Origin of the sequence: Salinispora pacifica CNR114, from assembly GCF_000514775.1 — a bacterium.
Lineage (GTDB): Bacteria > Actinomycetota > Actinomycetes > Mycobacteriales > Micromonosporaceae > Micromonospora > Micromonospora pacifica.
In genome coordinates, this window is sequence record NZ_KI911467.1 from 239,373 (window position 1) to 257,129 (window position 17,757).

General features: G+C 69.8%; 20 protein-coding genes and 1 riboswitch. Of the genes, 9 read left to right on the plus strand and 11 right to left on the minus strand.

The genetic code is table 11. From position 1 onward, the window contains the following. The first annotated feature begins 73 nt into the window (after positions 1 to 73). Positions 74 to 595, plus strand: a complete 522-nt coding sequence (locus tag B118_RS0126030) for an FxsA family protein (protein WP_018219773.1) — start codon at positions 74 to 76, stop codon at positions 593 to 595. A 159-nt stretch (positions 596 to 754) separates the two neighbouring features. Here B118_RS0126030 and B118_RS0126035 read toward each other — a convergent pair whose 3' ends face one another. The 4 genes from B118_RS0126035 to B118_RS0126050 form a co-directional block, all read right to left on the minus strand. Next, positions 755 to 1,096 (minus strand): RNA polymerase-binding protein RbpA, encoded by a 342-nt coding sequence (locus tag B118_RS0126035; protein WP_012013503.1) that lies wholly within the window; start codon positions 1,094 to 1,096, stop codon positions 755 to 757. Between the two features lie 193 nt (positions 1,097 to 1,289). Beyond that, on the minus strand, positions 1,290 to 2,417 hold the full coding sequence (locus B118_RS0126040; protein ID WP_028193712.1) for a coiled-coil domain-containing protein: 1,128 nt from the start codon (positions 2,415 to 2,417) through the stop codon (positions 1,290 to 1,292). A 47-nt stretch (positions 2,418 to 2,464) separates the two neighbouring features. Then, positions 2,465 to 3,292: a class I SAM-dependent methyltransferase gene (locus B118_RS0126045; protein WP_018219771.1), complete on the minus strand. Its 828-nt coding sequence runs from the start codon at positions 3,290 to 3,292 to the stop codon at positions 2,465 to 2,467. A 232-nt stretch (positions 3,293 to 3,524) separates the two neighbouring features. Continuing rightward, entirely contained in the window at positions 3,525 to 4,439 is a 915-nt protein-coding gene (locus tag B118_RS0126050) for an EamA family transporter (RefSeq protein WP_028193714.1), read from the minus strand. 65 nt (positions 4,440 to 4,504) lie between these two features. Between B118_RS0126050 and B118_RS0126055 the strand changes: the two genes are divergently transcribed. After that, the gene (locus B118_RS0126055; protein WP_026185184.1) at positions 4,505 to 4,993 is read left to right on the plus strand and encodes an Lrp/AsnC family transcriptional regulator; all 489 of its coding nucleotides are present in this window, start codon (positions 4,505 to 4,507) and stop codon (positions 4,991 to 4,993) included. Here B118_RS0126055 and B118_RS0126060 read toward each other — a convergent pair. Then, on the minus strand, positions 4,990 to 5,940 hold the full coding sequence (locus B118_RS0126060; RefSeq protein ID WP_028193715.1) for a bifunctional 5,10-methylenetetrahydrofolate dehydrogenase/5,10-methenyltetrahydrofolate cyclohydrolase: 951 nt from the start codon (positions 5,938 to 5,940) through the stop codon (positions 4,990 to 4,992). The genes B118_RS0126055 and B118_RS0126060 overlap by 4 nt on opposite strands. 16 nt (positions 5,941 to 5,956) lie before the next feature. After that, positions 5,957 to 6,037: riboswitch (ZMP/ZTP riboswitch) on the minus strand. 148 nt (positions 6,038 to 6,185) lie between these two features. Here B118_RS0126060 and B118_RS0126065 point away from each other — a divergent pair. Then, entirely contained in the window at positions 6,186 to 6,824 is a 639-nt protein-coding gene (locus tag B118_RS0126065; protein ID WP_018219767.1) for a class I SAM-dependent methyltransferase, read from the plus strand. A gap of 111 nt (positions 6,825 to 6,935) precedes the next feature. After that, on the plus strand, positions 6,936 to 7,562 hold the full coding sequence (locus tag B118_RS0126070; protein WP_018219766.1) for a GNAT family N-acetyltransferase: 627 nt from the start codon (positions 6,936 to 6,938) through the stop codon (positions 7,560 to 7,562). Here B118_RS0126070 and B118_RS0126075 read toward each other — a convergent pair. Next, the gene (locus tag B118_RS0126075; RefSeq protein ID WP_050585534.1) at positions 7,511 to 8,782 is read right to left on the minus strand and encodes a dihydrofolate reductase family protein; all 1,272 of its coding nucleotides are present in this window, start codon (positions 8,780 to 8,782) and stop codon (positions 7,511 to 7,513) included. The genes B118_RS0126070 and B118_RS0126075 overlap by 52 nt on opposite strands. A 73-nt stretch (positions 8,783 to 8,855) precedes the next feature. Then, positions 8,856 to 9,425, minus strand: coding sequence for a hypothetical protein (locus B118_RS0126080; protein WP_018219764.1), 570 nt, complete (start codon positions 9,423 to 9,425; stop codon positions 8,856 to 8,858). Between the two features lie 68 nt (positions 9,426 to 9,493). Between B118_RS0126080 and B118_RS0126085 the strand changes: the two genes are divergently transcribed. The 4 genes from B118_RS0126085 (at position 9,494) to B118_RS0126100 (ending at position 13,314) form a co-directional block, all read left to right on the plus strand. After that, positions 9,494 to 10,108 (plus strand): TetR/AcrR family transcriptional regulator, encoded by a 615-nt coding sequence (locus B118_RS0126085; RefSeq protein WP_018827343.1) that lies wholly within the window; start codon positions 9,494 to 9,496, stop codon positions 10,106 to 10,108. An 81-nt stretch (positions 10,109 to 10,189) separates the two neighbouring features. Continuing rightward, positions 10,190 to 11,272 carry a DNA polymerase III subunit beta family protein gene (locus B118_RS0126090; RefSeq protein ID WP_028193717.1) on the plus strand — a complete coding sequence of 361 codons (1,083 nt, stop codon included), beginning with the start codon at positions 10,190 to 10,192 and terminating at the stop codon, positions 11,270 to 11,272. A gap of 8 nt (positions 11,273 to 11,280) precedes the next feature. Then, complete coding sequence (locus B118_RS0126095; RefSeq protein WP_028185788.1) at positions 11,281 to 11,790, plus strand: hypothetical protein; 510 nt, start codon at positions 11,281 to 11,283, stop codon at positions 11,788 to 11,790. 135 nt (positions 11,791 to 11,925) lie between these two features. Then, positions 11,926 to 13,314: a cellulase family glycosylhydrolase gene (locus tag B118_RS0126100; RefSeq protein ID WP_028193718.1), complete on the plus strand. Its 1,389-nt coding sequence runs from the start codon at positions 11,926 to 11,928 to the stop codon at positions 13,312 to 13,314. A 341-nt stretch (positions 13,315 to 13,655) separates the two neighbouring features. Here B118_RS0126100 and B118_RS0126105 read toward each other — a convergent pair whose 3' ends face one another. After that, the gene (locus B118_RS0126105) at positions 13,656 to 14,636 is read right to left on the minus strand and encodes an aldo/keto reductase (RefSeq protein WP_033660368.1); all 981 of its coding nucleotides are present in this window, start codon (positions 14,634 to 14,636) and stop codon (positions 13,656 to 13,658) included. A 363-nt stretch (positions 14,637 to 14,999) separates the two neighbouring features. Here B118_RS0126105 and B118_RS0126115 point away from each other — a divergent pair, with 363 nt between their 5' ends. After that, complete coding sequence (locus B118_RS0126115; RefSeq protein ID WP_018219758.1) at positions 15,000 to 15,368, plus strand: VOC family protein; 369 nt, start codon at positions 15,000 to 15,002, stop codon at positions 15,366 to 15,368. A gap of 381 nt (positions 15,369 to 15,749) precedes the next feature. Here B118_RS0126115 and B118_RS0126120 read toward each other — a convergent pair whose 3' ends face one another. From B118_RS0126120 to B118_RS0126130, 3 genes are read right to left on the minus strand one after another with little or no spacing between them, the layout of a single operon-like run. Next, a complete protein-coding gene (locus tag B118_RS0126120) occupies positions 15,750 to 16,175 on the minus strand; it encodes a cupin domain-containing protein (RefSeq protein ID WP_026270652.1) in 426 nt (141 codons plus the stop codon). A 43-nt stretch (positions 16,176 to 16,218) separates the two neighbouring features. After that, a complete protein-coding gene (locus B118_RS0126125; RefSeq protein ID WP_018811137.1) occupies positions 16,219 to 17,130 on the minus strand; it encodes an SDR family oxidoreductase in 912 nt (303 codons plus the stop codon). Next, positions 17,127 to 17,750, minus strand: coding sequence for a TetR/AcrR family transcriptional regulator (locus B118_RS0126130; RefSeq protein ID WP_028193719.1), 624 nt, complete (start codon positions 17,748 to 17,750; stop codon positions 17,127 to 17,129). The genes B118_RS0126125 and B118_RS0126130 overlap by 4 nt, the downstream gene beginning before the upstream one ends. Between the last annotated feature and the right edge of the window lie 7 nt (positions 17,751 to 17,757).

The following is a 17,757-nucleotide window of genomic DNA, read 5'->3' on the forward strand; positions in this document are numbered from 1 at the left end:
GGCGGGACGACGTACTCCACCACCGGGGAACCAGGCGGTGGTGGGGGCATGGCGGTCGGGTGGTGAGGTGAGGATGCGCCGGGGACTGAGGTTCGTACCGTTGGCGTTGTTGCTGGCGGCGTTGGTGGAGCTGGCGGTGTTTGTGGCCGTTGGCCGCGCTGCCGGGTTCGGGATTGCGGTGCTGGCCGTGTTCGCGGCATCGCTGCTGGGCATGGCGCTGCTGCGCCGGGAGGGGATGCGCGCCTGGCGGGGCTTCCAGACCGCCGCGCGGGCTGGTCAACCGCCGGGCACGCAGGTCACCGATGGTCTGGTGGGGTTGCTCGGCGCGCTGTTGTTGGCCACCCCGGGTCTGCTCAGTGGGGCGCTGGGGTTGGTGCTGCTGGTGCCGCCGGTGCGCCGGCTGGCCCGCGCGGGGGTACGACACACGACTGAGCGGCGGGTGTCGTCGATGGTCGCCGGTGACCTGTTTGGGCCGCGCCGGGTGCGGGTGCACCGGGGCGCCCCGCAGCAGCCGCCGTCGTCGTCGGCGGAGCCGACCGTCGTTGACGGCGGCCAGCCCATCGAGGGCGAGATCGTCGAGCCCCGGCAGGGCTGAGGTGCGAACATTTCGCCCGCGCCCGCTGATCTCGACCCGGTGCCCGGGCTGGGCCGCCTCCGGTGCCGGGGGCTGACGGACCCGCGAGCCACGGCACCCGCCCCGGGCGGGATCGCCCAGGGCGGGTGCCGGAATGGGTGATTCAGTCGCGCCCGGTGTTCAGGCGCGCCCGCGGCGGGTGCGGACCTCCTTGAGTCGTTCGGCAAGAATGTCCTCAAGCTCGGCGATTGATCGCCGCTCCAACAGCATGTCCCAGTGGGTGCGCGGCGGCTTCGCCTTCTTCTGCTCTGGCTCGTTGCCGTCCACCAGCCGGGCGACGCTGCCGTCGAATTTGCATTCCCAGGTCATCGGGACCTCGGCGTCAACGGCGAACGGCACCTCGAACTGGTGACCCTTGGCGCACAGGTATTCGCGGGTCTGACGCGGCGCGAGCTCGGTGTTACGGTCAGATTCGTAGCTGACCGCGCCCAGACGGCTTCCGCGCAGCATGCGCTCGCCCATGATCGTCTTCCCCTCGTTTGTGGTGCTGGTCTGTTTCGGTGTAACAGTCGGTGTCCGTCGGGCCATTCCCGCCCGGTGGCACGTGACGGGCCGGCAACCAGGGTAGCCGGAGGGCAGCTCGGCCCGGCGGGGGTCGCCCGGACCTGGCCGAAAGTTCGCCGGGTGGCCGCACCGAGGTGATGTCGCCCGCGTGTCAGCGTACGGGCGTGGACGCCTCCCGGTGAGCCAGGGCAGCCGCCAGCTGGGCGACCTGGTCGGCGAGCTGGGCGACTCGCCGATGCGCCTCGTCCCGGTCGTTCTCGGCGGCCCGCAGCCGCGCCGTCAGCTCCGCCAGCTGGCCCTGCACGGTCGTCACGTCCTGCTGGGCGACGGTCAGCTGCCCGCGTAGTGCTTCGTGCTGCTCGGCGAGGGTCGTCGCCTCCGCGTGCGCCCGTTCCGCGTCCCCCACCGCCTGCTGACGGTGCGCTTCGACCCGGTCCCGCTCGGCCACCGCCCGGTCCCGCTCCTGCGTCGCCGCCGCGGCCTGCGCCTGCGCCCGTTGGGTGTCCTGGCGGGCCTGTTGCGCGTCGGCGCGGTGCCCGCGGGCCTGTTCGGTCGCCGTGGCCTGCGCCTGCGTGGCCTGTTGGGCGGCCGCGCGGGCGGCGTCGCGTTCCGCGACCAGGTCCGCGGCGTGCTGCCGCTGAGCGGTGAGTGCGGCGTCGGTGCTGCGTAGCTGCGTACGGGCATCAAGTTCCTTGGCCCGTGCGGCGTCCCGGTCCTGTTGGGCCTGTCCCAGTAGCGCCTGTGCCGCGCTCGCCTCCTGGCGGGCCTGGTCCCGAGCCTTACGGGCCTGGTCGGCGTCCTCCGCGGCAGCGGTCGCCGCCGCGGCGGCGACCACCGCTTCGGCGCGGGCCTGCTCCTGGCCGGCAGTGGCGCTGCGGGCCTGCTCCCGGGCCTGGACAGCGGCGGCGGTGGCATCCTCGGCGGCGCGGCGTGCCTCGTCCCGATCGGTCTGCGCCGCCGCCACCTGGTGGGCCGCGTCGGCGCGCGCCTGGGCCAGTTGCTGTTCCACCCCGACCGGGGACAGCTGCGCGTGCAGCGTCTCGGTGAGCGACGCCACGATCTGGTCGAGCCGGTCCACCATCTCCCACGTGCGGGCGACCTGTCCGGGTAGCCCGGGGGCGTTGCGATGTCGCATCCGGCTGGTCCGGGCGGCCTGTTGGCAGGCGCCGTCGTTGTCCCGGCAGTAGCGGAAGGGGCGACCCGCTCCGGCCCGCTGCGGCACCGGGCGTCCGCAGTGGGCGCAGGGGCGGGGGTCGGCGGGTGCGGCCTGCTCGTCCATCGGACGCCGAGTCTAGATGCCGGCATCGCGGCCGCTGGCGCGGTGGGCTATCGGTCATCGCCGGCTGTGGGCTTACCGGCTCGAAGTGAGAAGAACAGCGGCAACTCGCCCTGCCCACCAGGGGGGAGAACCCATCCCAGCCCCTCCTGCTCGTGTAGGAACGGCCACGGCCGATCCAGCCACGGGAACTCGTGGAAGAACTCGATCACGAGCCCTGCCCCCGCGACAGCGGTGATCAGTTCCGCGACGCTGTGTGGCCACAGGTATTCCACCTCGGTGGCGACCTGAGCGTCCCGGTCAACGTAGCTGCCCTGCACCGGGTAGCCAACCGGCTCGGTTCTGGGGAAGTAGGGCCGGCTGACTCGAAGCTCGGACGCGGATGAGTCCAGGACCTCGGCTATCGGATGGATGTCGGTGACGTAGAAGACGCCACCGGGCGCCAGAAAGTGCGCCACCACCTGCGCCCACCGGGTCAGGTCCGGCAGCCAACCCAGCACCCCACGCGAGGTGTAGACCAGGTCGAAGGTTCCAGTCAGGACAGCCGGCAGGGTCAGGATGTCGCTGCAGACGAAGTGGGCGTCGACTTCGGTGTCGGCGGCGAGTTGGCGGGCGACGGCGACGGCGCGGGGGGAAAAGTCCACCCCCGTGACGGTCGCGCCCCGCCGCGCCCACGAGACCGTGTCGGTGCCGAGCTGGCACTGAAGGTGTAGCAGGCTCCGGCCCGCCACCTCGCCCACCTCGTCGACCTCGTACGACCGCAGCTTGCAGGCGCCCCGGCGTACCGACTCCAGGTCGTACCACGCTGACCGGGCGTGTATGTCCGCCCACTCGTCCCACAGCCCCCGATTCGACTCGAGGAATCGGTGCGCATTCATGTTGTTCACCTGGCTTCACGCCTCTCACCTGGCTGCACGCCCCACCGGACCCCCGCGTGAGTAGGGACCCTCCTGCTTTCGGCTTCGGACCGCCGTCAAGCTGTGGCTTCACCGTGCCACAGGCGGGCCGAGAACGTCCGCGGAAAGGCGATTCGTCGGGCTACCCGGTGCCAGGCGCCAACCGCGCGACGCCCCGCGGTGGTAGCACCGCCTCCCCACGCGGGCTTCAGCCTCACCCCCGGGCCCGCTGTCGTCGCGGCGGCTCACCGTCCTGGTGGACGGCGATACCGGCGATCACCAGACCGACCCCGACGATCTCCGGTGTGGTGGGGATCTGGGCCAGTACGACGACTCCGATCACGGTCGCGGTCGCCGGGAACAGGCAGACCAGGAGGGCGTAGGTGGCCCGGGACAGCCGGGCCATGGCGAGCTGGTCGATGACGTACGGGATGACCGACGAGGTGATGCCGACACCGACCCCGGCCGCCAGGGCGAGCACGTCCACGGCGGCGGGTGCGGCGTCAACGATGCCGACGGGTAGCGCGAGGACGGCGGCGATCAGCATGGACAGCGCGAGACCGTCGATGCCGGGCAGTTGCTGACCGCGGGCGACGCGGTGCCCGAGCACAATGTAGGCGGCGAACAGCACGGCGTTGGCCGCGGCGAAGGCGATACCGAGCGGTTCGGCGACCAGGCGGACGTCGGCGAGCAGATACACCCCGGCAACCGCGCAGACCAACGCGATCAGGTTTCGGCGGGTTCTGGCCGCGTAGGCCGCCAAGACGATGACCGGTAGGAATTCGACTGCGGCGACCGTGCCCAATGGCAGCCGCTCCAGCGCCAGGTAGAAGACGCTGTTCATGGCCGCCAGGACGGCGGCCCATCCGATCAACAGCCGGCGGGTGGCCTGGTCCAGGTGCCGCCAGCGCCGCCACGGCCGCCGCCACAACGCGAACACCGCGGCGGCGGCGGCGATCCGCAGCCACGCCACGCCCAGGGCGTCCACGCGGACGAAGAGCAGTACCGCGAAGGCTGGACCGAGATAGTGGAACACCGCACCGACGACAAAGTAGGCGTGCGGTGGTATCCGCGGTGCGGCCACCGCCGCCGAAGTCCGGGTGTCCGTGCGGAGAACTGGTCGTGGCATTGCCCTATTGTCGAAGGCACCAGCGCCTAGAACCATGCATGATCGAAGACTAAAGGAGCATAACGATGACGCATCGTGAACCGAGACCCCCATCCGGCCTTCCAGATGGAAATTCGTTGCTCGACGACACCAATCGCCGTCTGCTCGGCGTACTGCGCGACGACCCACGCGCCAGCGCCGCCGAGTTGGCCCGGCAGGTCGGCATGTCCGCGCCGGCGGTGCGGGAGCGGCTGCACCGGCTCGAACACGCTGGCGTCATCCGCGGCTACCGCGTCGATATCGACCCCGCGGCCCTGGGCCTCCCCGTCGCCGCCTGGGTGCGGATCCAACCCGGTCCAGGCCAGCTGTCAAAGATCGCAGACCTGGCCGACCGCGTCCCCGAGGTCAGTGAGTGCCACCGGATCTCCGGCGAGGACTGCTTCCTCCTCAAGGTGCACGTAGCCGCCGTCGATGCCCTGGCGGCGGTCCTTGACCAGTTCCTGCTCCACGGCCAGACCACCAGTTCCTTCATCGTCTCCACCCCGGTGGCACCCCGCACCCCCGGACGAAGCTAGCTCCCGTCCGACGCGCCCGAACCCGAGGGCGGTACCGGTGCCCGCGTCGAGTGCTCGTCGCTGTCACGGTGCGGTGGCGTCAGCGCCTGCCGTGCCGCCCGCACCGCGTTGCGGAACACCATCGCCACCGTCGTCGGACCGACCCCGCCGACACGGGGGGTCATCGCCCCCGCCACCGTCGCGCACGCCTCGTCCACGTCCGGCAGCAGCCGCCGCCCCGAGTACCGCACGCCACCACCGACGACAACCGCTCCTGGGCGCAGGTGCTCCGGGCGTACGAGACCCGGCACCCCCGCCGCCGCCACCAGAATCTCCGCTCGGCGGGTGTACCGCGGCCAGTCCGTCACGCCCGTGTGCACCACCGTCACCGCGGCGTTCGCCGTCGGCCGCTTCTGCGCCAGCAACATCGCCAGCGGACGCCCCAACGTGGCGCCCCGGCCCAGCACCACCACCCCTCGGCCGGCCACCGGCACCCCGTGGTACGCCAGTAACGCCTCGATTCCCGCCGGCGTACACGGTGCTGGTCCCGGCAGCCCCAACGCCAACCGGCCCAGGTTCACCGGGTGCATCCCATCCACGTCCTTCTCCGGATCCAACGCCTGCATCGCCCGGTCGAAGTCCAGGTGCCGGGGAACGGGGTGCTGCACCAACACCCCGTGCACCGCCGTGTCCGCACTCAACTGCGTCACCACCGCCCGCAGGTCCGCCTGCGACGCCGACGCCGGCAGCTGCACATGTGGGGAGGCGAACCCCAACCGTTCGGCCTGGCGCTGCTTGATCCGGATGTACCCGACGCTCGCGTCGTCGTCGCCCACCAGCACTGTGGCCAGGGCCGGGGTCATCCCGGCCGCCCGTAACTGCGTGACCTCCTGCGCCACCTCGGCCAGGATCTGCTCGGCTACCGGTCCACCCGGCAGTGACCGGGCGACCGACATCGACGTGGACATGGCTCACCTCGCCCCCACGGAAGGCCCAGGCGGTCGACCCTCCGCGGCGAGCTCCCCGATGGTAAATCCCATCCTCGGTGCCGCCAGTCGCGTCGATTCAGCCTGCCACAGCCCACCCAGGGTGAGAAAGTCCTGGCCGGCGCAGCTGTCACCGCCGATCGGATCGGGTGCGTGCGCTGGCCGTTGCCGGACCGCGGCAGGGGCGTGGAGGGCGGTACGCGGGCCGCTGGACCGTACCCGAGACAATGACCGACGTGGACGTTCGATATGACGAGGTTCTCGACCCGCTGCGGCAGGCGTATGACACTCGCGCGGCCTGGCGCGACGGGCTGACCAAGCAACCGTGGAAGGTGGCGGAGCGTCAGGCGTTCCGGGACCGGCTGGCATCGGGTGCGCGGCTGCTGGAGGTCGGCGCGGGCACCGGGCAGGACAGCGCGTTCTTCCAGCAGGAGGGGCTGGTCGTCGTTGCGGCCGACCTGTCACCGGTGATGGTCGAGCACTGCCGGGCCAAGGGCATCGACGCCCACGTGATGGACTTTCTGCACCTGGACTTTCCGGCCGGCTCCTTTGACGCGGTATTCGCGATGAACTGCCTGCTGCATGTGCCCAACCACGATCTGCCTGCGGTTCTGGCCGCAATCCGGGCCGTCCTGCGTCCCGGTGGCCTCTACTTCGTCGGCGTGTACGGCGGCGACGAGAGCACCGAGGGTCCCAGCGACGATGACCGGCATGTGCCACCGCGCTTCTTCTCGTGGCGCACCGACGAACAGCTGCTCGGCTTTGCCACCGCCGCGCAGTTCGACGTGGTGGACTTCCACCTGGTCGACACCGGTTATGGCTACTGCTTCCAGTCGTTGACCCTGCGACGTCCGGACCGCGACTGAGGGTCCGGCAGCAGCGGACCCGTGGGGTCACGGTACGTCGCGGGTTGGCGGTGGCGGTCTTCGCCGCCGCCGGCCCTGGCACTTCGCCGCCGGGGCACTACGCTGACGAGTGTGAACATCCGTCCCACCCCCTTGACCGGTGCGATCGTGATGCGTCTACTGGAGGAGTCCGATGCGGGGCCGCTGAGCGAGGCGTACCTTCTCAATCGTGAGTACCTCCAGCCGTGGGAGCCACGGCGGGCGGATGCCGACTTCACGTTAGCGGGGCAGCGGAGTCGGGTTCAGGATCAGCTCCGGCTCCTGGAATCAGGCCAGACTCTGCCCTGGGTGTTGGACGAGGGGGGTCGGGTTGTTGGGACGTTGACGCTGTCCAACGTCGTACTCGGACCGTTCCGCAGCGCCAACATCGGCTACTGGATCGACCATGGGTATGCCGGGCGGGGGCTCGCCACCCAGGCTGTCGCGCATGCCTGCCGGCTTGCCGACGAGGTGGCCGACCTTCACCGGCTTGAGGCCGGCACCCACGTGCGCAACACCGGAAGTCAGCGCGTTCTCACCAAAGCTGGGTTCACGCGGATCGGCACCGCGCCCAACTACCTGCACGTCGACGGCGCCTGGCAGGACCATCTGATCTATCAGCGAATCCTGAACGAACGTCCTCCGGCGTGCGGCCGCGTCCAGGACCGTCAGACCGTCGGGGGGCCGTCGGACCGGTCGGACGGGCCAGGGCGGGTGTAGCGGAGGAACAGGTTGCCCTGCTCGTCGAGGAGGGACCGGTGGAGCTGCCACTGCCCGCCCGCGGGTCGCCCCGCCGGACCGGCGGTGATCCGCGGACCGGCCACCGCCGGTAGCTGGGGGGTGACCGTCACGCAGATCTCGTCGAGCAGGTCCGCCTGGGCCAACTGGCCGGCCAGCGAGGGGCCACCTTCGCAGACGATGCGTCGGTGCCCCCGCTGTCGCAGCAGCTGGATAGCCTGGTTGAGGTCGACGTTGTAGTCGCCGGCGACCAGGAGTTCGGCGGCTTCGGCTACCGCCGTGCTGGCCTCAGCCGCCGCAGCCGCGGAGACGATCAGGATCGGCCGTGGCTGGGGGTGACCTCCGATGCTGGGCTGGAACAACGGGCCACCCAGGTCGAGATCGAGGCTGCGGGTGACAACCGCGACGGCCGGATAGGGCGGTAGGCCGTTGGCCCGTCGACGGGCGATCTCGGGAGCCGACAGGGCGGTCTGGCCGTACTGCTCGGCACGGATCGTGCCCGCCCCCAGCAGCAGCAGGTCGGCGTCTCGTTTGATCAGGCGATAGACCCGCTGGTCACCGCTGCTGGTCAGCGCGGCGCTGGAACCATTCACCGCCGCGAGACCGTCGATGCTCGACACCGCGACGAGGCGTACGTGACCCTCGGTGTGGGAGGGCAGCGCGTAGCGTTCGTGAAGTTCGTCCTCGTCCAGGTCGATCAGCCCGGCGGCGGGCCACATGTCGCGGATTCGAGCACCGGCGGCGGGCGGCGGCGGGCCCGCCAGCCGCCAGACCAACTCGGCGAGCCGTTGGGTGAGAAGACCCGGAAGGTGGGTGCGGGCCGCGACATCCGTGCCGCTGTCGCGGTGCGGTTCGGCACCGTGTCGTTGGCCCCGCACGAGGTACTCCCGGCCGGTGCGGTCCATGGCGTAGCCAACGTGCTGGCCGTCGATCTCACCCGAGACGGCGACCGCGTCAACACCGAGGTCCCGCTGCGTGTTGCCGATGCCACGATGACGGCGGCACTGGTCGACCCAGTGGGCCAGCAGGTCGAGCGGGCCATCCGAATCGACGCCGCTGGCGAGGATGGCGGGCACGGTCGGCTTCGGCGACCGATGGCTGATCGTGAGTAGCGTCGGTGGGCCTCCCCAGCGCCGGGTGACGCTGAGTTCTTCCAACACCGACAGGATCGAACTGCTCGGGTCCCGGTGGGCTGATGTCATACCTGACCGTTTCGCGCTGGTGGTGGCGTGCTGGTCTGACCCGACCAGCACCGGAGTTGCCCCGGTTGACGACTCATCCGGTTGGGCCCGGGGCGCTGGTGGGGCGGCGCGGTTCCCGCTTGGGAAACACCGTGTGCGCGAGGGGCCAGAAGACGAGCCAGATCGCCATCGCCAGGCTGAGCCGCCCGATCCACCCCCAGAGTTCCTGGGTCCGCTCGGCGTCACCGACGAAGGCGACACCAGCGAGCAGGAGAGCGCAGGCAACAGCCCAGCCGAGCAGGCCCCGGCCCCACTCGCGCCACTCGTGTCGGGTGCGCTCCGGTCCGTACCGTGGCGCCCGAGTCGGTGGCGGCCCGCCGGCGAAACGGTGTGCGAAGCGTACGTCGGCCCAGCGAACCATGCGGTGACCGAACGCCACGGAGAAACCGAGGTACGCCGCGGCGAGGCCATGGGCGGCGGTGGCGGTCCCGCCGCGGCGGAGGTCGATCGTCGTGGCGGCGAGCAGGACGAGGTCGACCATCGGGACCGCCAGGAGCAGGACGGCGCCGACGCGGGGAAGGCGAAGCGGGTACCGGGCCAGTAGTCCGGCCGCGAGCAGCAGCCAGAAGGCCACCTCACAGGCGACGATCATCGCGACAAGCACCCATACCCCCTTTTTGGCACGCTGTACGATCACGGTAGCAGGGGCTGTCATCGACTGCCGGAGGAGCCGTGCCGAAAATCGTTGACCACGCCGCGCGCCGCGCCGAGCTGGCCGAGGCGATGTGGCGCGTCGTCTACCGCGATGGCGTCGCCGCAGCCACGGTGCGAAGCATCGCTGCCGAGGCCGGCTGGTCACCCAGTGCGTTGCGGCACTATTTTGCCACCCAGGCCGAATTGTTGACCTTCGCCATGGAGCACGTGATCGCGAGGGCGACCGAACGCTTCGCCGCGGAGAGCTGGGCCGGGCCACCCCGCGAGACCGTTCAGCGGGCGTTGGAGGAGTTCCTGCCGCTGGATCGACAGCGCCGCAGAGCGGCTGAGGTGTGGCTGTGGCTGACCTTGCACGCCCAGGTTGACCCGGCTGCCCAGGCGCGACTCCGCGAGGCCGACGACGGCGTCCGGGGGGTCGTCGATGTCGCTGTCAACGCCCTCGCGGCGGCCGGGCTGGTGGCTCGGGGTGCTGACCTCAGCGCGGAGAAGGCCCGACTGCATGCCCTACTCGACGGGCTCACCCTGCACGCGCTGGTGCGTACCGAGCTCATGCCGCCTGGCCGCCTCCGCGTGTTGCTCGCCGAGCACCTCGACAGCCTGACGAGTGCCCGGGACGACGACGCGGCCCGGTAGCCCCGATCACCGGGGTGCCGCGTGGGTCAGGAAGTTCAGGGGTCCTCGGCTGTTGACCTTCAGGTTGGTTGAGGGCTCAGGATGGTCGGCGTGGCAGCACAAGAGGATCGGATGACGATCGGGGTCTTCGCGCGGACCGCGCAGGTCAGCACCAGCGCCCTGCGCTTCTACGACGACTGCGGTCTCGTGCGCCCCGTTGCGGTTGACCCGATCACCGGATACCGGTACTACTCGCCGGATCAGCTCGACGAGGTCACCCTGATCCGTCAACTGCGGAAGGTGGGGCTGCCGTTGGGGGAGGTACGGCGGGTGCTTGCCGGCCCCGCCAGGGTGGCCGAGCAGCTGTTGGCGGCTCACCTGAGCTCGATGGAACGCGCGGTCGAGGACGCCCGGGTCGCCCGCACCACCGCGCTGAGCCTGATCCGAGATCGGGAAGGCGCCACGCTGGTCCTGTCTGGACAGCGACTTGCCGAGGCGATCGGGCAGGTGGTGTCGGCCGCGGATGCCAGCGCCGGCATCCCCGCGCTCGGCGGGGTCCTGATCGAGGTGACCGAGGATGAGCTGCGGTTGGTGGCGACCGACCGGTATCGGTTAGCGGTCCGGTCGCTGCCGAACGACCGGCGGCAGGTGCCGGCGACGGCCGTTGTTGACGCAGCCCACCTGGACCGGGCGCGGCAGTGGATCGGCAACCAGGCGCACCTGCGACTCGGGTACGCCGATTCGTACGTCCAGCTCACCGGTCCCGGTGGCCAACAGCGGCTACCGACAGTCGCGGGAGCCTTCCCCGCGTACCGGATCGTCCTCGACGGACTGCCCGAGGTGCGGACCCAGGTGGTCGCGTCGCGGGACCTACTGCTGGCCGCCGTCGCCGATGATCCACAGGTACGCCTGGACTTCGTGATGCACGGCGATCTGACCGTGACGTCCTCGCCTGGTCGGGGGACGCCGAGAGTGGTTCCCGCCGACATCACCGGAGCGCCGGTGGCGATCAGCTTCCGCGCCGCCACGCTGTACCCGGCGCTGGCGGCAGCGGCCAGCATCGGGCCGGACGTGATGCTGCAGATCAGCCAACCCCACCTGCCCGTTGTCTCTCGCTGCGCCGATGATGGCGATCTCACCACCGTGGTGATGCCGGTGGCGGCCAGCCCACAATCCGAAACCTGAGGAGAACCATGGACCAGTCCGTGCGAGCCGCCGCCGACGAGACGATGGCGAGCATCGGCGCCGCGGTGGAGCTCGGCCGATCCGGGCAGCGCTCGCAGGCCCGCGATGCTCTCACCGCGCTCTGGGAGCAGATCGGCGCCACCGGCGATGCGCTACACCGGTGCACTCTCGCCCACTACCTGGCCGATTTGCAGGACACCACCCAGGCTGAACTCGAGTGGGACGAGCGTGCCCTCGCCGCCGCTGGCGACCTTACCGATGACCGTGCTCGGCGGTACGACCACGCGTGGCAGGTGCGGCTGCTCCTACCCTCGCTGCACCTCAACCTCGCCGATGACCATCGGCGCTTGGGCGATCCCACGCGAGCGCGGAAGCATCTGGCCCAGGTCCAGAGTCTGGTTACGGACCTCCCCGACGACCAGTACGGCGGCATGATCCGCAGCGGCGTCCAGCACGTTTGTGCGGCTTTGGCGGCAGGCTCGACCCAGCGCCTCGACCCCCATCCGTCAGCACCGTAGTCCGGCAGAACCAGTCAAGTTTGTTATAGACAGGTCACGATATAGTTAAGTAGATTAACAAAGCGCGCCGCATGGAGTCCCTGTCCCGACCCCAGCCACGGCCGAGCTGATCGGGCGATGTCTCTAGGAGGACCGATGAAGCTGGGCATGAGGACTGTGGCCCTGGCCGGCGTCTTCGCGGTCGTGGCCGCGGCGGCCATGGCGGCCACCACCACCGCCACCGCGGCGGCCGCGCCGACCGCGACGTTCGTCAAGGTTTCCGACTGGGGTAGTGGCTGGGAAGGCCGATACACCATCACCAACGGGGGAAGCAGCACGCTGACCTCCTGGCAGGTCGACTTCGACCTGCCGGCGGGCACCAGCATCGGCACGTACTGGAACGCGCTGATGGACCGCGACGGGCAGCGCTACCGTTTCACCAACCAGCACTGGAACGGCACAGTCACACCGGGCGCCTCGGTGACGTTCGGCTTCCTCGGCTCCGGCTCCGGCAATCCGAGCGGCTGTCGACTCAACGGCCAGCCGTGCCAGCCGACAGCTCCTCCGACGACCAGTCCACCCTCACCCTCACCGACCACCGCACCTCCTGGTAGCACGCCGGTCGCGGCGAACGGACAGCTGCGGGTCTGTGGTGAACAGCTCTGTAACGACAACGGCAAGGCGATCCAACTGCGGGGCATGAGCACGCACGGTCTGCAGTGGTACGCCAACTGCGCGACCAACGCCTCCCTGGACGTCCTCGCCCACCAGTGGGGCGCCGACGTCCTGCGGATCTCGATGTACATCCAGGAAGGTGGCTACGAGACCGACCCGCGTGGCTTCACCGACCTGGTCCATGAGTACATCGAGATGGCTACCGCTCGCGGCCTCTACGCGATCGTCGACTGGCACATGCTCACGCCGGGCGACCCCAACTACAACCTGTCGCGCGCGCAGACCTTCTTCGCCGAGATCGCCGACCGGCACCGGGACAAGGTGAACGTCCTCTACGAGATCGCGAACGAGCCGAACGGGGTCAGCTGGGGCGCGGTCAAGAGCTACGCCGACCAGGTCATCCCGGTGATCCGAGAGCGGGACCCGGAGGCTGTGGTGCTGGTCGGCACTCCCGACTGGTCGTCGCTCGGGGTCTCCGGAAGCGGCGGCGGCGTGGACGCCATCACCGCCAACCCGGTGGCGGCCAGCAACCTGATGTACGTCTTCCACTTCTACGCGGCATCGCACCGCGACCTGTACTACAACACCCTGGCGGCGGCGGCCGACCAGATTCCGATCTTCGTGACCGAGTTCGGCACCCAGCAGTACACCGGCGACGGTCCGAACGACTTCACCATGTCCCAGCGCTACCTCGACCTGATGGCGAGCAAGAAGATCAGTTGGGTCAACTGGAACTACTCCGACGACTTCCGCTCCGGCGCGGTCTTCACCACCGGAACGTGTGCCAGTGGCGACTTCGGCGGCACCGGCCCGCTCAAGCCGGCCGGTGGTTGGATCCGTGACCGCATGCGTACCGCTGACGACTTCTGACCGCCCCTCCACCCGGATCACAAACCGCCGCCCCGGTCGATCAGCCGCCGGGTGGCGGTTTCCGTACCGGCGCGCGCCGCAGGAATGCCCACCACGTACGGGAAAGTCACCTCCGGGGCTCTCGGTTCACCTGCTCCAGGCCCGTGCTGTCGTCGGCGCGTGCCGTAGCCGCTGGCGTAGCGGGCAACAGCGGCGGGCACCGACGAGCGATCTCGCCGCGGACCACCGCGAGTTCCTGCCCAACCCGGTCCGACCAAGTAGCCGTCCCGCTACAACGAATCGGTGACTCTGCCAGCCGCCTGGGCCGACCTGGCCGAACTGCAGGACTCGCCACGGCACGTTCACATGCGGATGGCCTGCGGCTGGTAGGGCTCTTCGAGGTATTGCATCTGCTTCTCGGTCAGCGAAACGTCCACCGCCGCAACCGCATCATCAATGTGCCGTTCCTTGGTGGCCCCGACGATGGGGGCGGTCACCCCAGACTTACCCAGCAGCCAGGCGAGACCGACCTGCGCTGGTGGGAGAGCGCACTCGTTGGCGACTTGGGCCACCCGGTGCAGGATCCGCTCATCGCCGCGCCCGTACAGCGCCTCCCGGCGGTCGGCGTCGCCGCCGGACGCACGAGCGGTGGTTGTTGCCTCGGTCGTTCCGGCGCGGGCGACCAGTCCACGGGCCAGCGGGCTCCACGGGATGACGCCGACTCCCTGGTCGCGGCAGAGCGGGATCATCTCCCGTTCTTCTTCTCGGTAGAGCAGGTTGTAGTGATTCTGCATGGCAACGAACCGAGTCCACCCGGACATGTCGGCAGCGTGTTGCGCCTTGGCGAACTGCCAGGCGGCCATGCTGGAGGCACCGAGGTACCGGGCCTTTCCGGCGCGTACCACCTCGTGCAGGGCCTCCATCGTTTCCTCGATCGGTGTCTGGTCGTCCCAGCGGTGGATCTGGTAGAGGTCCACATGATCGGTGCCGAGCCGGCGCAGCGACTCGTCAATGGCAGTGTGAATGCGCTTGCGGGACAGCCCACCGTCGTTGGGCCCACTGCCCATCGGGAAGAAGACCTTGGTGGCAAGGACGTAGTCGTCCCGCCGCGAGAAGATCTTGCCCAGCAGACGGCCGGTGACCTCCTCACTCGTTCCTGACGAGTACATGTCGGCGGTGTCGAAGAAGGTGACTCCGGCATCCACCGCCCGCCGGACGAGAGGTTCGGCGGCGTCCTCGCTGAGCACCCACCCATCGCTCTTGCCGCGATCGCCGTAGCTCATCATTCCCAGACAGATCCGCGAGACCTTCAGCCCTGTCCTGCCCAAACGTACGTACTGCACTCGGTTTGCCCCCCCACGCGACAACGAGATCACCGTGACCCTACGGGCAGGTGTGTGGTAGCACGCAATGCCTGAGACCTCCGTCACCTGAAGCTCTCTCGGTCTGGTGTCTCCGAGGTGCCCCCGCTCGACGGGCCGGGCGCCGCGCCTGCTCTGGTAAGGCCAACCGGCTGACCTCGTCTCGCGCCACCGCTGGCAGATTCCGGTACCTGGTTCGCAACGTGTCCGGATCACACCGTGCGCGGGGTGGCTGTCACTGTCGCGCGGCGGTGGGAGCGTCGTACCCCCTTCCTAGCCTGGGATTCGTCACACCCGGTGACCCGGCCCGGTTTCCCGCTGGCCGGTTTCCCTCGAGGAGTTACGGTGCTCAACCACATTGCCGTCCACGTGCGTGACTTCGACGCCAGCCGTGTCTTCTACGATGCCGTCCTGACCACCCTTGGGGGGCGTCGCCTGTTGGAGTCCCCGACCCAGGTCGGCTATGGCACCGACACTCCTGACTTCTGGCTCTATCCGCTGCGTGGCGCGGACGAGGGAGCCGAGGTGCACATCGCCTTCACCGCGGCTGACCGGGCTACCGTGCGGGCGTTCCACGACGCCGCGGTGGCGGCCGGGGCGGAGGTGCTACATGCCCCCAGAATCTGGCCGGAATACCACCCGAACTACTTCGGTGCTTTCGTCCGCGACCCGGATGGCAACAACGTCGAGGCGGTCTGCCATGAGCCGGAGTGATCGCCGCCCCGGCTACGCCTGGCACACGCTCGGCGGGCACCTCGACACCTCGGCGTCTTCCGGGGTTGTGGGGAGACACCGGTGCCGGAGGCTTCGAACAACGATGCGGACGATGTACGCGAACTGCTTTCTGTACGCGTCCTGCTGACCCGCCGCCGCGCACCTTGGCGACATCGGGGGTGGCCCCTCAGCTGACAGTCCTGATGCCACGGACCAAGATCGGGGCAGTGCTGTGCTGGCGAGGAACGTGGGCTGGCAGGCAGAAGTCGTCTCGGCGCGGGACGCCCGGGTGGCGTATGCGGGCGCGCGAGTAGCGGTGGCGTCCCCTGGGCCCGTCCGGCTGGCGGATCGTCGTCGTTGGGGCCGCGAACCCGCCGGAGCTCAGCCGGTCGGCGGCTCGTCCGCGCCCGCGGTCTCGGCCGCGTCGGCCTCCTCCTTGGTGCGGTGCACCGCTTGGTCGGCGTGCTGCGGTGGGCTGTAGATCGTGTAGAGCACCAACGGGTTCGGCCCGGTATTGACAAAGTTGTGCCTGGTGCCGGCCGGCACCACGATCTGACTGCTTCGCTCGATTTCGCGCCTTTCGCCGGCAACCCGCGCTTCGCCGGCGCCGCTGACGAAGGTCAGAATCTGGTCCGCATGCTCGTGCACCTCGTCGCCGATCTCACCCCCGGGTGGGATCGTCATGACCACCAGTTGGAGGTGCTTACCGGTCCACAGCACCCTTCGGAAGTCCGAATTCCTCTCAGCCACCGTCACGATCGTGTTATCAATCATGCCCTGCCCATACCCGCTACGGCCGAACACCATGCCGCTGCCGCCAAGGCGCGCCTGCGGCGGCAGCGGCCTCGGGTCAGAGTGGCTCCCCGAGGGGCCCGTACTCTTCGGCCAGGTTTTCGGCCCAGTGGGCGGCGAAGTCCGGTTGGCTGCCGTCAACGTCGGTGAACCCGTACTCCCGGTAGAGTCCCCAGGTGGCCAGGGCGCGTCCGGTCTTGGCCAGGACGTTGGGGTCCGCGGCCAGCGCGGCGACAGCCCGACCGAGGTAGGCCGGGGTTTCGGAGTGGGCGAAGTTGGGGTCCTGGGCCACCCCGTCGCGCCAGTTGGCCTCGGTGACACCGAAGTGTTCCAGCATGGCCTCCGAACGGAGAAAGCCCGGCGTGATGGCTACGGCCGCCACGCCGTGGGGCTTGAGCTCGGCCGCCTGGGCGACGGCGAGGCGGATGACCGCGGATTTCGCCAGATCGTAGAAGAGGCTGCCGCGGTAGCGGGCGGTGTTGCCGTCGGTCACCTCCACCACCAGGCCGCTGCGGCGGGCGACCAGGAGGGGGAGCGCGTACCGGCTGGTGATGATGTGGGTCTCCACCGCCTGCCGCAGCAACCGCAGACCGGTATCGAGCTCCTGTTCCCACAGTGGATGCTCCCAGTCGGTGAGCGGATCGCCGCCCCACACCGAGTTGACCAGGATGTCGAGTTGGCCGTCCTGCTCGGCGGTGACCTGGTGGATGAGCGCCTGGACCTCGCCGGGACGGCTGTGGTCGGTGCGAACGGCGATACCCAGTCCGCCGGCGGCGGTGACGCGCTCGGCGGTCTGTTCGATGGTCTCCGGCCGGGCGAGGTCGGAGCGTTCGCCGGCGCTGCTTCGTCCGGTGACGTACACCGTCGCACCGGCGGCGCCGAGTTCGACGGCGATGCCCCGTCCGCCACCGCGGGTGCCGCCGGCGACCAGGGCGACCTTTCCGGCCAGCGGGCGTGCGTCAATGGTCATGACTCCTCCAGATCAGGGTTTGCTTGCGGCGGCAGGTGGGGCGCCAGCACGGCGTCGAGCTCCTGCCGAAGCCGCTGTTCGAGGCGGCCTTCGCGCTCCAGCGCCCAGTTCAGGCCGGCGCCGGCGGTGACCGCCTGCACCGTGCGGGCCAGCGCCGCGGGGCTACTGTCGGTGCGGAGTTCACCGGTGTCCGCTGCCTCGGTGAGTAGCTGCTCGATCATTCGTTGCTGGGTGTGGTGAATGGTCAGGGCGCGTTCGTAGAGCTGCGGATCACCGAGGTCCATACACAGGAACGCCAGGTGATTGGCGTAGCTCTCCGGGGTGCTCAGCGCCGCCACGGACCGCACCATCAGCGTCGTCAGGGCCCCGAGCGCCGAGTCGTGCGTGCGACGCACTCGCCCAACCAGCTCGTTGATGTCCTTCTCCGTCTGGTTGGCGAGGGCGAGGAGTAGGCCATGTTTGGAGCCGAAGCGTTGCGCCAGGGTTGCCGGTGCCAGCCCGACCGCGCGTGCCACGGCGGCCAACGTGAGACCCGCCGGGCCCACCTGACCCATGACGTGCGTCGTCGCACGCAGGATCACCACGTCGTCAACTCCGCGCGGACGTCCCACCGGCATCACCCCACAT

Excerpts from the sequence above, each read along its gene's own strand:
- B118_RS0126065 (WP_018219767.1), top strand. The coding sequence starts at position 6,186 with ATGACCGACGTGGACGTTCGATATGACGAGGTTCTCGACCCGCTGCGG.
- B118_RS0126035 (WP_012013503.1), bottom strand. The coding sequence starts at position 1,096 with ATGGGCGAGCGCATGCTGCGCGGAAGCCGTCTGGGCGCGGTCAGCTAC.
- B118_RS0126120 (WP_026270652.1), bottom strand. The coding sequence starts at position 16,175 with ATGGTGTTCGGCCGTAGCGGGTATGGGCAGGGCATGATTGATAACACG.
- B118_RS0126030 (WP_018219773.1), top strand. The coding sequence starts at position 74 with ATGCGCCGGGGACTGAGGTTCGTACCGTTGGCGTTGTTGCTGGCGGCG.
- B118_RS0126060 (WP_028193715.1), bottom strand. The coding sequence starts at position 5,940 with ATGTCCACGTCGATGTCGGTCGCCCGGTCACTGCCGGGTGGACCGGTA.
- B118_RS0126090 (WP_028193717.1), top strand. The coding sequence starts at position 10,190 with ATGGTCGGCGTGGCAGCACAAGAGGATCGGATGACGATCGGGGTCTTC.
- B118_RS0126050 (WP_028193714.1), bottom strand. The coding sequence starts at position 4,439 with ATGCCACGACCAGTTCTCCGCACGGACACCCGGACTTCGGCGGCGGTG.
- B118_RS0126095 (WP_028185788.1), top strand. The coding sequence starts at position 11,281 with ATGGACCAGTCCGTGCGAGCCGCCGCCGACGAGACGATGGCGAGCATC.
- B118_RS0126040 (WP_028193712.1), bottom strand. The coding sequence starts at position 2,417 with ATGGACGAGCAGGCCGCACCCGCCGACCCCCGCCCCTGCGCCCACTGC.
- B118_RS0126075 (WP_050585534.1), bottom strand. The coding sequence starts at position 8,782 with ATGACATCAGCCCACCGGGACCCGAGCAGTTCGATCCTGTCGGTGTTG.
- B118_RS0126045 (WP_018219771.1), bottom strand. The coding sequence starts at position 3,292 with ATGAATGCGCACCGATTCCTCGAGTCGAATCGGGGGCTGTGGGACGAG.
- B118_RS0126125 (WP_018811137.1), bottom strand. The coding sequence starts at position 17,130 with ATGACCATTGACGCACGCCCGCTGGCCGGAAAGGTCGCCCTGGTCGCC.
- B118_RS0126055 (WP_026185184.1), top strand. The coding sequence starts at position 4,505 with ATGACGCATCGTGAACCGAGACCCCCATCCGGCCTTCCAGATGGAAAT.
- B118_RS0126100 (WP_028193718.1), top strand. The coding sequence starts at position 11,926 with ATGAAGCTGGGCATGAGGACTGTGGCCCTGGCCGGCGTCTTCGCGGTC.